A 13,276-nucleotide genomic window follows, 5' to 3' on the forward strand; every position below is an offset into this window, starting at 1 on the left:
GGAGAGGAGTGAACACTTTGAATTCCAGCATTGCTATTGTTACCGGAGTGGGAAGGGAAAAAGGCATCGGTACGGCGGTATGTCACGCACTGGCATCGGCAGGAGCGGATATTTTCTTCACTTATTGGTCGGCTTATGACCGATCGATGCCTTTCTATGACAAAGATAAAGATGAAGGATGGCCGGAAAAACTGGAAGCGCAGATTCAGAAATCCGGCGTCCGTTGTGCGTCACTGGAGCTGGATTTATCGAAAAAAGAAGCCCCGGAAAAATTGCTCGATGTGGTGGAAGAACGCCTTGGTAGTCCTTCCATTCTTATAAACAATGCGACGTATTCGGTTGACGTAGACGTTACATCTATGGATGCGGAAGTTCTTGATGCCCATTACGAGGTGAATGTCAGAGGTACGCTTTTGTTAACGACGGCTTTTGCAAGAAGAATCAAAGGCAGACACGGAGGAAGAGTGATTCATATGGTTTCCGGACAAGACAAATCACCGGAACCGGGAAACCTTGCCTATGTAACTACGAAAGGTGCGGTCTCGGCTTTTACAAAGTCAGCAGCGATTGAATTGGCGCCACTGCATATCACTGTTAATGCTGTCGATCCAGGGCCGACAAACACGGGGTGGATGACCCGGGAGCTGGAAGATGAACTGAAACCGAGATTTCCCATGGGACGGATCGGTGAACCCGAGGACGCTGCCCGCCTGATCTGCTTTCTTGCTGGAGAAGACGCTGGGTGGGTGACGGGTCAGATTATCCATTCAGATGGAGGCTTCCTATCATAAAAAAACTCCATGGCTATCTAGTTGGGACGGTCGCTTCTTTTTTAGGAAAGAGGTACCGTTTCTTTTACATAATCCCGTGACATCGAAATGAACTCCCGGGCTGAAAAGGCGAGGTACTTATTCTTTTTCCATACGAGCCCCAATTCCAGACGGAGGTTGGGATGGGAGAGAGGAAGAACAGCGATATTTTTATCAGCCGCTTCCCGGGCAATATGACTCGGAAGCAGAGCTGCGCCGACTTTTGCCTCCACCATCTCAATCATAAAGTCCCTGTGGGAGCTGTGGCAGACGATATTCGGGTGAAATCCTGATGCCCGGCACTCTTCAATGATGCGGTCGTGAAGGGTGAAATCCTCCCGGTATAGAATGAAAGATTCATCCCGGAGCTCACTGAGATGGACGGTTTTCTTATCAGCTGTAGCTGTATCTTTATGGACGAGAAGCATCAAAGGGTCATCCACCACCTTCAACGTATGAAACTGCGACGATTCGACAGGGAGATTGCATACGAGTCCAAAATCCAGAGAACCGTCTTCAACGCCCTGCTTGATCATCTTCGATCCGACTTCACTTAGGAGAATGTCCACTTCGGGATATTTGTCACGGTAATAACGGATGATTTTTGAGAAGAAGGCAGCTCCGGTAATCGGAGGAATACCGATCCGGATCTTTCCTTTTTTTACGTTCGTAATATCATCAAGCTCTGCCGTTAAGTTATGAAAGGCATCCAGGACCTGGATCGCATTAGCGAGAACCGCTTCCCCGGCATCAGTCAGCTGCAGAACCTTGGACCTGTAAAACAGCGGCACACCAAGCTCTGTCTCCAGCTGCTTGACCGTTTTGCTTAACGAAGGCTGAGACACGTGCAGGGTAGCAGCGGCTTTCGTAAAGCTCATTTGTTTAGCCACTTCAGCAAAGTATTCCAAATGGCGGATATCCATATCCATCCCCCCTGTAAAAAAATAGGTGCTTCGAATGTCCTGGTATAACTAAATGGAATAATAGTGATTCCAAATATGTATTTTAGATATGTTCATTTCTATTATATGATAGAAAGCAACCAATAGATAGAAATTTCCGACAATTATTGGAAGCGTTTTCCGTCGGATGTTCTTTCAATTTACGAAGGAGGAATAAAGAATGCAGGATTATGTAAAAGTGGGGAACATTCAAGTCGCTCCTGTCCTTTATGAATTTATTAATAAACAAGCGTTGCCGGACAGCGGCATCTCCAGTGATGACTTCTGGGCCGGCCTTGAAGCCATCCTGCACCATCTCGCTCCAAAAAATAAGCAGCTGCTCGAAATCCGTGATGAGATGCAGAAAAAAATTGATGATTGGCATCTCAACCATGATTTGTCCAACAAAGAAGCCTATACGTCGTTTTTAAAGGAATTGGATTACATTGAACCGGAAGTCGAGGACTATTCTATTTCCACAGAAAATATTGATGATGAAATCTCCCGCCAGGCAGGTCCTCAGCTTGTTGTACCTGTGAACAATGCCCGGTATGCCATTAATGCTGCCAATGCCCGGTGGGGAAGCTTGTATGATGCCTTATATGGGACGGATGTGATCAGTGAAGCAGATGGAGCCGAACCTAAAGGAGACTACAATCCCGTCCGCGGCGAAAAGGTCATCACTTATGCGAAATCGTTTCTTGACCGTACGTTCCCTCTTGCTGATGGCTCACATGAAGACGTGGAAGGCTACAGCATTTTTGATGGCCGCTTGAAAGTAAAAACGTCATCGGAGCCGACGGAGTTGAAATATCCGGAGCAGCTGGCCGGATTTACTGGAGGCCCTGATGCACCGGCGGGTGTTCTGCTTGTGAACAATGGTCTTCATGTCGAGATTCAAATCAACCGTAATGATCCGATCGGCCAGACGGACAAGGGTGGTGTAAAAGATGTGCTTGTCGAATCAGCAGTGACGACAATTATGGATTTTGAAGACTCTGTCACGGCCGTGGACGCGGACGATAAGGTCGAAGTTTATCAAAATTACCTCGGTCTGTTAAAAGGAGATCTTTCTGTCACTTTTCAAAAAGGAGACCGTGAGATCAAGAGGGAACTGAACCCGGACCGGACGTATACGACTCCGGACGGAAGTTCCCTGATCCTATCCGGGCGCTCTCTTATGTTTGCTAGGAATGTCGGACATCTCATGACTACAGATGCGGTTCTTGATCAGAACGGGGAGGAAGTACCCGAAGGGATTCTGGATACCGTTGTCACCGGCCTCCTGGCAAAGCATGATCTGTTAAAAAATGGACCATATCAAAACTCGGCCAAGGGCTCTGTGTATATTGTGAAACCGAAGATGCATGGTTCCAAAGAAGTGGCCTTTGCAAACGAGTTATTCAACCGGACAGAACAGCTTCTCGGTTATGAAACGAACACATTGAAAATCGGCGTTATGGATGAAGAACGCCGCACAACTTTGAATTTGAAGGCATGTATAAATGAAGTGAAAGAGCGCATCGCATTTATTAATACCGGATTTCTTGACCGGACCGGCGATGAAATCCACACATCTATGGAAGCGGGGCCGGTCATCCGCAAAAATGATATGAAAGATTCCGCATGGCTTCAAGGTTATGAAAAATCGAACGTCCTTGTCGGTGTCCATGCCGGATTCCGCGGCCGGGCGCAGATTGGAAAAGGAATGTGGGCGATGCCGGATCGTATGGCAGAGATGATTGCTGTGAAGGACGGCCAGTTGAAGGCGGGGGCGAACACAGCTTGGGTCCCTTCCCCGACAGCGGCAACCCTTCATGCCCTTCACTACCATGAAGTGGATACAGCTGATGTTCAAAAAGAAATTTCCGGAGACCCTTCCGTTCTTCAGCAGGACATTTTGAAGGTTCCTGTAGCAAAAGACAGAGACTGGAGGGAAGAGGATATCCAGCATGAACTGGATAACAATGCCCAGGGAATTCTTGGCTATGTGGTCCGATGGGTGGAGCATGGTGTCGGCTGTTCTAAAGTCCCGAACATCGACGACGTTGAATTGATGGAAGACCGGGCGACGCTCCGGATTTCGAGCCAGCATATGGCGAACTGGCTTCATCATGGTATCGTGCAGGAAGAGCAGGTGATGGAAACGTTGAAGCGGATGGCGAAGGTCGTGGATGAACAGAATGCAGACGACCCTGATTACAAAGCGATGTCTCAAAACTTTGAACAAAGTGTGGCTTTCCAGGCTGCCTGTGACCTTGTATTCAAAGGAAAAGAACAGCCGAACGGCTATACCGAACCGATTCTTCACAGGCGCCGGCGTGAAGCGAAACAGAAACAGTATGCCAGCCATTAAGGAAAGGGAGCCGGAATTCCGGCTCCTGTTCTCTTTCTGGAAAGGCATGGGGGAAATCAGAAGGGAGGACCAAGATGGATACACAGGAACATGTAGAGCTTCATGATCTTTATGGGAATAGAGGCAGCGAATGGCACGAACCTGTCAGTGAAGAAGAAATCTGCGAACGGTTGAAGCGGGCCCATGAAGAAGGTCGGAAGGTTGCCATTGAATCGGGAGGGACAAAGCGCGGGTATGGTGGAGCGAGGGGAGAATACGACTGCACACTATCCTTGAAGAAGTATAAAGGAATTGTAGAACATAACGCCGGAGATATGACGATAACCGTGAAACCCGGGACGACCATAGCGGAACTGCAGCGCTTTTTGCAGGAGTACGGCCAGCAGGTGTCGCTTGATCCGCACTGGCCGGAGCAGGCAACGATCGGCGGGGTGATTTCTGCCAATGAAAGTGGACCGAAGCGGTTGGCTTACGGGTCTGCCCGTGATCTCGTCATCGGCCTCCGTATCGTCTACCCCGATGGAAGGATCATCCGCACAGGCGGGAAGGTCGTAAAAAATGTTGCTGGGTATGACATGAATAAACTGTTTATTGGTGCAATGGGGACGCTGGGTGTGATCAGTGAAATTACGATGAAACTGCGCCCTGCTCCTAAATATGAAAGCCTCGCCCTCGTGTCTGTACCGGAGGGAGAGGAAGAAAAGCTCCGCCTTCTGGCCGTGGAAATCCAGGATGCCATGATCGAGCCCGTAACACTTGAAATCCTAAACCCGGCGTTGGCGGAAAAGCTGACAGGGACCCGGGCCTTTACCCTTCTTATCGGTTTTGAGGATGTGGAGCGTTCCGTGAAGGAGCAGGAGGGATGGATGATCCATCACAAACCGGAGAATGCGGTTCTGGAGATCCTGCATGAGGAAGAAGCCAGGAAGTTCTGGGAGCGCTTTGGCGTCACCGTGCCGAACGCTCACACAAAGGAAAAAGATCTGTGTGCCGTTTTGAAGGCAGGGACAAAGAATATGGATGTGTTCACGATGATGACCACGGCTCTTGACCTCGGTATCAGTCACCTTGTCGATATTGAAGCCCATGGAGGTCTCGGTCATGGAATAAGTGAATATGTTGTCCGAGGTCAGCAAGATAATGTAATCGCTGTCATTGAGGGGTTGAGAGCAGCGGCCGAACAAAAAGGGGGGTACATCGTCATTAAACAGCTGCCTTTTCATTTGAGGAAGAAGGTGGATGTTTGGGGGAGAAATCCGGGGCACTTTTCCTTGATGGAAGGAATTAAAAAAGCGGTCGATCCTTATGGTGTGTGTAATCTCCAGCGTTACATAGGAGGGATTTAACTTGCTGAAAGAACTCGTGAAAAAGAAAGACGCTTCTCTTCCCTGTGAAGAAAATACGCTCAGTAATTACTTTGCAAAAGACCATCCCGATGAAGCGAAGTGGGCGGATTGTGTGCACTGCGGGATGTGTCTGGAAGCCTGCCCGACGTATTTGGAAACAGGTCAGGAGCAGCATTCTCCCAGGGGACGTGTCCATTTAATCAAGTCTGTAGCAGAAGGGAAATTGAACGTGAACGAAGCTTTTGCTGATCCCGTTTTTCAATGTCTGGACTGCCGGGCATGCACGACAGCCTGTCCGGCTGATGTCGATGTCGGGGGGCTGATTGAGGAAGCACGGGGACAGGTGCGTCAGGCGGTGCCGCTTCGTGGATGGAAAGGAGCAGCGGGAAGCTTTTTCCTAAAACGGCTGTTCCCCCATCCGAACCGTATGCAGACGGTGAGCGGATTGTTAAAGCTGTATCAGCAGAGTGGTATGCAGAAGGTAATGCGCCGTTCCGGGGCGATGAAGGTGATGCCGGATCACCTGGCAGGAATGGAAGCGATTATGCCGGAAATGAAAGCTTCTGTGCAGAAAACGTATAAAAACGTAGACGTCATTCCCGCTAAAGGGGCAGTCAAGGCAAGAGTGGCTATGCTGACCGGTTGTATTATGGATGTCATGTTCGGGGATATCAATGAATCGACCATCCATGTCCTTACTTACAATGGGAATGAAGTGACCCTTCCGAAACAACAGACGTGCTGCGGGGCACTCCACGTGCACGCCGGCGATCGTGATACGGGGCGGAAACTTGCCAAACAAAATATCGAAGCGTTCGAAGATGCCGGCAAAGTGATTGTCAATGCCGCCGGGTGCGGGTGTGCCCTGAAAGAATACCCGGAGCTTTTCAAGGATGATCCGGAGTGGCGCGACCGGGCTGAAAAATTCGCGGCAAAAGTGGAGGACGTTTCCAAGTACTTATATGACACAGGTTACGTGAAGCCGGAAAGTCCAATCCACAAAAGCATTACCTATCATGATGCCTGCCACCTGGCTCACGGGCAGGGTGTGCGCCACGAACCCAGGCAGATGCTGCAGGATATCCCCGGGGTTGAGTATAAAGAGATGAAAAATGCAGACACCTGTTGTGGAAGTGCCGGAATTTATAACCTGACCAACCCGGAAATGGCGGGTGCCGTGCTCGACCGGAAAATGGGGGACGTCCCAGAAGATGTGGAGATGATTTCGATGGGAAATCCAGGCTGCATGCTTCAAATGGCGATGGGTGTTCAAAAATACGGACGGCGCAGTGAAATCGTCCATACGATCCAGCTGCTGGACTGGGCGTATCAAAAGGATGAGCAGGCGGCCGGAAAGAAAGGGTGAGGACAAATGTTGAAAAGAAAAAAGCAGAACAAAGTGGACCCTCATATCCGCAGCTTGATAAAAATTGTCGGGGAGAGTGAAATTCTTTATAAGCCTGAAGATTTGATTTCTTACGACTGTGATGGATTCACCGTTCATAAAGCTCTTCCAAAAGCGGTCGTGTTTCCGAAAAATACAGAAGAAGTAGCGGCCCTCGTCCGGTACTGCCATATGAATCACCTGCCGTTCCTCGCCCGCGGCGCCGGTACCGGTTTGAGCGGCGGGGCCATTCCGCTGAATGAGGAGATCATTATTAGTCTTGTAAAGATGAAGCAGCTGTTATATGTGGACTATGAAAACCGTCAGGCGGTTGTGCAGCCGGGCTACGTCAACTTAAAGCTCACCAATTCCATATCGGATAAGGGGTACTATTATGCCCCGGATCCTTCAAGTCAGTATGTGTGTACCATTGGAGGAAACGTAGCGGAAAATGCCGGCGGGGCTCATTGTCTGAAATACGGGGTGACCACCAACCATATTCTCGGACTGGAAGTCGTCCTGCCTCATGGAGAGGTCATCGAAATCGGCGGTGAGGGTGCTCCAGACAGTCCCGGCTATGATCTGATGGGGCTTTTGACCGGTTCTGAAGGTACACTTGGCATTGTTACGAAAATCACTGTCCGGATCCTTAAGAGTCCTCAGGGGAAAAAGACGGTTCTTGCTTATTTCGATGATGTAGAGGAGGGGAGCCGGGCGGTTTCGGAAATTATCGCTGCCGGCATTGTCCCTGCAGCCCTTGAAATGATGGACAAAACAGCTATTGAAGGAGTGGAGGCAGGGACATTTCCCGTCGGGCACCCGCCGGATATAGAAGCTTTCCTTCTGATAGAGGTAGATGGTATCATGGCCGGTTTAGAAGAGCAGATCGAACAGATTCTCGAAGTCTGTAAAAGCTGGAATGTACGGGAGGTGAAAGTAGCGAAAAGTGAAGAAGAACGGTCCCGCTGGTGGGCCAACCGCAAAACCGGATTCGGAGCGATGGGGGCGATATCCCCGGATTACCTCGTTCAGGACGGGGTGATCCCCAGAAGCCGTCTGCCGGAGGTGCTGAAGGAAATTGATAGGATTAGTGCAGAGTCAGGTCTGCGGATTGCGAACATCTTTCATGCTGGAGACGGCAACCTGCACCCGCTGATCCTTTTTGATTCCAGAATTCCCGGAGAAACCGAAAAAGCTCTTCAGGCAGGAACCGCCTGCTTGAAAGCCTGTGCGGATGTAGGAGGTTCGATTACCGGGGAGCATGGAGTCGGGATTGAGAAAAAAGAAGAGATGCGCTTCATTTTTACAGAAGAAGAAATTGAAGCTCAGTTGGATATCCGTGATGTCTTCAACCCTTATGATCTACTTAACCAGGGCAAGCTGTTCCCTAAGCCGAGCCGTTGCATGGATGTCAAAAAAATCGTCAAAGACACGGTGGCTGTTCAATCTTAAAAGGGAGGGTATCATAATGAAATTTGTACGCGTATCCTATGCGGGTCAGAATTATGAAGCAACCATACATGGAGATGATGTCAGTTTTATAGAAGGAGATAAATATGGAAGCTGGCGATACACTGGTGAGGTGCGTCCGCTTGATCAAGTACGCCTGCTTGCTCCAGTGGAACCAAAGAAGGTGATCGGTATCGGGGCCAACTATGTAGCGGGAGTAGAAGAGCGCCCGGAGAAGATCCCTGATCTTCCTGTTTTCTTTCTGAAGCCTTCTTCTTCTGTCATTGGTCCGGAGCAGGACATAGAAATCCCTGAACCGATCGAAGAAGTGAAATTCGAGTCTGAACTGGCTGTTGTCATTGGGAAGGAAGCAAAGAATATAGCTGAGACGGATGTATATGATTACATTTTCGGCTATACAATCGGTAATGATGTGACCGCTCCACAGTTTTTTCATGAGGATGGACATTGGACCGTTGGAAAAGCTTTTGATACATTCACACCACTTGGTCCGGTCGTGGAAACCGATATCCGACCCGAGGAAGTTTTCGTCAAAGCGGATATCAATGGGGTGGAGACGCAGAACAGTCCGACAAGCTTGATGATTGTCCCGCTTGCTCCAATGATCGCTTATTTATCAAAGGTGATGACGCTTCATCCCGGAGATGTCATTTTAACAGGAAGTCCGCTTGGAGCCCATTTCGTGAAGGACCAGGATATCATTGAGTGTAGAATCGATGATATAGGGGTGTTAAGAAATAAAGCTGTCCGATCTTCTGTTTCCATCGAATCATAGAGGTGTATTTCTGGGACCTGTCCTGTGAAAAAGAAACGGTATTCATAGGGCAGGTTTTGTCGTTATTTGTATATTTAACAAAATTTTCTAAATTTTATTGAAACTATCATCAGGTGACCTTATAATGTTTAAAGGAAGCGCTTACAGCAAGGGGATTCAACAATGGAATAGGATTAAAAAAGATGGAGGGTGAACAATGAACACCGGAATGTTAGCACTCTTATCACTGCTGCCGATTGTTGCTGTTGGAATATTTCTCGTTGGTCTCCGATGGCCGGCGAGCCGGGCCATGCCGATCTCGTACATAGTTGCTGTTCTGCTCGCTTTATTTGTTTGGAAAGTACCCGGTGCTGTCGTCGCCGCCGCTTCTGTCAATGGTCTTGTCGTCGCCGCTACACTGCTTTACATTATCTTTGGTGCCATCCTACTATTAAATACTCTGCAGGAAAGCGGCGGCTTGAAAACCATCCGGCAGGGGTTTGTCGACATTTCACCCGACCGTAGAATCCAGGTGATCATTATCGCGTGGCTGTTCGGGGCCTTTATCGAAGGATCGGCCGGATTCGGGACGCCGGCGGCTGTGGCCGTTCCGTTACTGGTAGGACTCGGCTTTCCAGCAATGGCTGCTGTTATCGCCGGGATGGTCATTCAAAGCACCCCGGTATCCTTCGGCGCTGTTGGAACGCCTATTCTTGTGGGCGTCCAGACCGGCTTATCTGCAGATGCCTCGATTTCATCCAACTTCCTTTCCATGGTTACGATGATCGGAGGTCGTGCAGCCATCCTTCATGCCGTTGTTGGTACGTTGATTCCTCTTTTTGTGGTCGCATTCATGACTCGGTTCTTTGGGGAAAATAAATCCTTCAGTGAAGGCATCCGTGTCTGGAAGTTTGCATTATTTGCTGCTTTTGCCATGACCATTCCGTATACCATCGTTGCGAACCTTCTCGGACCTGAATTTCCTTCTATGATCGGCGGATTGGTTGGACTGGCCATTGTCGTTCCAGCTGCCAAAAAAGGATTTCTCATTCCTAAGGAAGAAAAGCATTGGGATTTCCCTGAAGCATCCAAATGGGATGCATCCTGGACGGGAAGAATTGAAATTAAGGACATTGCGCATCAAAGTGGGCGGATTTCCATGATCAGGGCCTGGATGCCGTATATCCTAGTCGGTGCCTTTCTCGTACTGACACGTTTGAAATCCCTGCCGGTGCTGGACTGGGTGCAGTCATGGACAGTCACGTTCCCGAATTTATTAGGGACTGACATCTCCTCTAGTTTTCAACCTTTGTACCTGCCTGGAACAATATTCGTTCTTGTCTCTCTGATTACGTTTTTCATTCATCAAATGAATGGATCAGCCTATAAAAAGGCCTGGGCCCATTCGGGTAAAACGATGATCCCAGCATCAGCTGCCCTGCTGTTTACAGTCCCGATGGTACAAGTTTTCTTAAATTCAGGCGGTGGTGCTGCAGGGTTTGGAAGTATGCCGATAGAACTGGCGAACGGTGTGGCTGGTCTCGCCGGGGATTACTGGCCGCTGATGTCCTCTTTCGTTGGTGGTCTAGGGGCGTTTATAGCTGGAAGTAACACCATCAGTAACATGATGTTTTCGCTTTTCCAATACGATGTCGGCTCCCAGATCGGTGTTGATGCTTCCTGGATTGTGGCGCTGCAGGCCGTAGGGGGAGCCGCCGGAAATATGATCTGCGTTCACAACGTTGTCGCGGCCTGTGCGGTCGTCGGCCTGGTTGGTAAAGAAGGGGACATTATCAGAAAAACTATTTTTCCGTTCCTGTATTATGCAGCCTCTGCAGGAGCGCTCGGATATTCCATCGTCTGGACAGCTGAAAAAGGGGTCTTCAATCTCGGCTCTGTTTTAGCTGCCATAATTACGACCGCGGCCGTCTATGTGATCGCCACCAATCATAAACGGCTTCCGGACAGCCGGCTTCGTAACCAGAAAAACGTACGTGCAGCCAAATAAAAACACGCTTGGGACGCAGCCTGCGTCCCAAGCGTGTTTTTTTAAATATCGATGAAGAACCAAATGACCATGATTAATGTGATGACAATTTTAGCGGCGGTACCACTAAGGAAGCCGAATAAAGAGCCTATAGCGGCCTTGAACGCATCCTGGCTTTCCCTCTTTTGAACAAGTTCTACAATGATGACAAGAACAAAAGGGACCACCAAAATCCCGAATGGCGGGATAATAAACGAACCGATAATGACTCCGATGGCCGCTGCCCGCTCGCCCCATTTGCTTCCCCCATACCGTTTCACAAAATAACTATTGGCGATGATATCGGATATGATAAGCAGAATCGTAAGCACAACCGCACCGATCCAGAAAAAGACCGACAGTTCGTTCCCATCTACAAAAAAGAAATAGATCAGGAAACCAATCCATAAAACCAATGGTCCCGGAATGATCGGGAATATGACACTGGCAAAACTTGCCACGAAACTTGCAATAATGAATACCCAAATTAAAATGTCCATTGTTCCATCCTCCTCATTTACACTACGCTTCTATTACGATTCACAACAAAAAAGGTTTCTAAACTTTTCTTTCTTCCTTAAATGCTTAGAGTTTGCATAAAAGAGAAAAATAGGCACTCATCACCGTTCACAGATCATTTATTTTGTCCATTGGGGAACTGCCCCCCAATTTTATGTGCAGGTCACGTTCCGCTTATCGGTGGATGCTTGCCGCGGGCACGGCCTCAGCTAACTTGGTCAAGAAGGTCACTTGACCAAGTGGATCTTCGGCTCGCGCTGTTCCCGCAGGCGTCACCACCGAACGCTCCACGATACCTCCTCAAATAACTAACAAAAAGAGGGCACTCCTGGTTTCGAAGAAGTCTGTATTCTTCTAACAGCAGAATCCACTGAGAGGATTGATTAATCATTGAATTCCCGCCGATTTTTACGGATGTTTACATTGGAAATGTTCTTTTGTTCATCGAAAGTGATAGCCATAGGCTCCGTCAATGTGGTTTTTGTAGGGAAGTTTGGAGCTCCAGCAGATTTAAAAAGAGCTTGTAGAAAATAGAAACCTCTCTACAAGCTGAAAAGCGAACCCTTTTGAGGGTCCGCTTTTAGGATTTTTATTTTAGTCCTAATTCCTGGCGGTCGGGTGGAGCCATGAATTCAGGACCGACTGGGTCGTTGACATGCTTTAATAGAATCTCATCAATATCATGCATCGTCTGCTCGTCAATCTGGAAGTCACTGATACCTTGGACAGGATTGAGCTGGTCGGGACGACGTCCGCCCATAAGAGCAATACCGGAGCCGGGCTGGTCAAGCACCCAGCGCACGGCAAGCTGAAGAACCGATTTCCCGAATCGTTTCTCAGCAAGCTGTTCCAGTTCCTGTACAGCGTTTAAATACTGCTTGAACCGCGGCTGGTTGAATTTCGGATCATTGTTTCTCAAATCATCGCCTTCAAATTCCCGATCGGTGGACATTTTCCCGGAAAGGAGTCCGCGGCAAAGGGAACCGTAGGAGATCGTTGTGATTTCATGGTCCTGCACGTATGGCAGTGTTTTGGATTCAATATCCCGTTCAAATAAATTATAAGGTGGCTGGAGCGTGTGAAGCGGTGCAGCTTCACGGAAAATATCCATCTGCTCCGGCGTGAAATTACTCACTCCGATCGCACGGATTTTTCCCTGCTTATGCAGGTAGGCAAGCGCTTCAGCGGTCTCATGGATCGGTGTGACCGGGTCCGGCCAGTGCACCTGATAAATATCGATGTAATCTGTCTGCAGGCGTCGGAGGGAATCTTCCACTTCTTGGTGGATCCGCTCTTTGCTCGCATTACGGAAGACCGTTTCTTCATCTTTCCAGTCCATAGCCACCTTCGTAGCTAAAAGAAGGTCTTCGCGGCGCCCATACTGGCGGACAGCTTCTCCGACAATTTCCTCTGATTTACCAAACCCATATACAGGGGCTGTATCAATTAAGTTAATGCCTTGATCGAGAGCGGCATGAATCGTTTGGATGGATTCCTTTTCATCTGTGCCGCCCCACATCCAGCCGCCGATGGCCCATGTGCCGAGGCCGATGCGGCTGGCTTCCATTGATGTATTACTAATTCTTACTTTTTCCATTATTTCTTCACCTCCACAATCAAACACATTATGGTCTGTACCCGGTTTTTGCAGAAGTTAACCACTCCCGTATG

Annotated in this window: 10 protein-coding genes; 7 read left to right on the forward strand and 3 right to left on the reverse strand. The window is 48.9% G+C overall.

Going from position 1 to position 13,276, the window contains the following annotated elements:
* Positions 1–8 precede the first annotated feature (8 nt).
* The gene (locus QMA39_RS02015; RefSeq protein ID WP_281657871.1) at positions 9–791 is read left to right on the forward strand and encodes an SDR family oxidoreductase; all 783 of its coding nucleotides are present in this window, start codon (positions 9–11) and stop codon (positions 789–791) included.
* A gap of 41 nt (positions 792–832) precedes the next feature.
* Here QMA39_RS02015 and QMA39_RS02020 read toward each other — a convergent pair whose 3' ends face one another.
* Positions 833–1,732: a LysR family transcriptional regulator gene (locus tag QMA39_RS02020; RefSeq protein WP_281657872.1), complete on the reverse strand. Its 900-nt coding sequence runs from the start codon at positions 1,730–1,732 to the stop codon at positions 833–835.
* Positions 1,733–1,931: 199 nt separating this feature from the next.
* Between QMA39_RS02020 and QMA39_RS02025 the strand changes: the two genes are divergently transcribed.
* From QMA39_RS02025 to QMA39_RS02050, 6 genes are all read left to right on the forward strand, one after another.
* On the forward strand, positions 1,932–4,106 hold the full coding sequence (locus QMA39_RS02025; protein WP_281657873.1) for a malate synthase G: 2,175 nt from the start codon (positions 1,932–1,934) through the stop codon (positions 4,104–4,106).
* A gap of 74 nt (positions 4,107–4,180) precedes the next feature.
* A complete protein-coding gene (locus QMA39_RS02030) occupies positions 4,181–5,452 on the forward strand; it encodes an FAD-binding oxidoreductase (RefSeq protein WP_281657874.1) in 1,272 nt (423 codons plus the stop codon).
* Position 5,453: 1 nt separating this feature from the next.
* The gene (locus QMA39_RS02035; protein ID WP_281657875.1) at positions 5,454–6,818 is read left to right on the forward strand and encodes a (Fe-S)-binding protein; all 1,365 of its coding nucleotides are present in this window, start codon (positions 5,454–5,456) and stop codon (positions 6,816–6,818) included.
* A 6-nt stretch (positions 6,819–6,824) separates the two neighbouring features.
* A complete protein-coding gene (locus QMA39_RS02040) occupies positions 6,825–8,288 on the forward strand; it encodes an FAD-linked oxidase C-terminal domain-containing protein (RefSeq protein ID WP_281657876.1) in 1,464 nt (487 codons plus the stop codon).
* Between the two features lie 16 nt (positions 8,289–8,304).
* Positions 8,305–9,081, forward strand: coding sequence for a fumarylacetoacetate hydrolase family protein (locus tag QMA39_RS02045; protein WP_027953952.1), 777 nt, complete (start codon positions 8,305–8,307; stop codon positions 9,079–9,081).
* A gap of 196 nt (positions 9,082–9,277) precedes the next feature.
* Positions 9,278–11,068 carry an L-lactate permease gene (locus QMA39_RS02050; RefSeq protein WP_281657877.1) on the forward strand — a complete coding sequence of 597 codons (1,791 nt, stop codon included), beginning with the start codon at positions 9,278–9,280 and terminating at the stop codon, positions 11,066–11,068.
* A 41-nt stretch (positions 11,069–11,109) separates the two neighbouring features.
* On the opposite strand, the gene QMA39_RS02055 is transcribed toward QMA39_RS02050, so the two are convergent.
* Positions 11,110–11,586, reverse strand: coding sequence for a DUF456 domain-containing protein (locus tag QMA39_RS02055; protein ID WP_027953954.1), 477 nt, complete (start codon positions 11,584–11,586; stop codon positions 11,110–11,112).
* A 608-nt stretch (positions 11,587–12,194) separates the two neighbouring features.
* The gene (locus tag QMA39_RS02060) at positions 12,195–13,202 is read right to left on the reverse strand and encodes an aldo/keto reductase (RefSeq protein WP_027953955.1); all 1,008 of its coding nucleotides are present in this window, start codon (positions 13,200–13,202) and stop codon (positions 12,195–12,197) included.
* Positions 13,203–13,276: the final 74 nt, after the last annotated feature.

Origin of the sequence: Halobacillus sp. Cin3 (assembly GCF_947311855.1) — a bacterium.
Taxonomy (GTDB): Bacteria; Bacillota; Bacilli; order Bacillales; family Halobacillaceae; genus Halobacillus; species Halobacillus kuroshimensis.

Coding starts and splice junctions, on each gene's coding strand:
- QMA39_RS02025 (WP_281657873.1), top strand. CDS start 1,932: ATGCAGGATTATGTAAAAGTGGGGAACATTCAAGTCGCTCCTGTCCTT.
- QMA39_RS02060 (WP_027953955.1), bottom strand. CDS start 13,202: ATGGAAAAAGTAAGAATTAGTAATACATCAATGGAAGCCAGCCGCATC.
- QMA39_RS02040 (WP_281657876.1), top strand. CDS start 6,825: ATGTTGAAAAGAAAAAAGCAGAACAAAGTGGACCCTCATATCCGCAGC.
- QMA39_RS02020 (WP_281657872.1), bottom strand. CDS start 1,732: ATGGATATCCGCCATTTGGAATACTTTGCTGAAGTGGCTAAACAAATG.
- QMA39_RS02055 (WP_027953954.1), bottom strand. CDS start 11,586: ATGGACATTTTAATTTGGGTATTCATTATTGCAAGTTTCGTGGCAAGT.
- QMA39_RS02030 (WP_281657874.1), top strand. CDS start 4,181: ATGGATACACAGGAACATGTAGAGCTTCATGATCTTTATGGGAATAGA.
- QMA39_RS02045 (WP_027953952.1), top strand. CDS start 8,305: ATGAAATTTGTACGCGTATCCTATGCGGGTCAGAATTATGAAGCAACC.
- QMA39_RS02050 (WP_281657877.1), top strand. CDS start 9,278: ATGAACACCGGAATGTTAGCACTCTTATCACTGCTGCCGATTGTTGCT.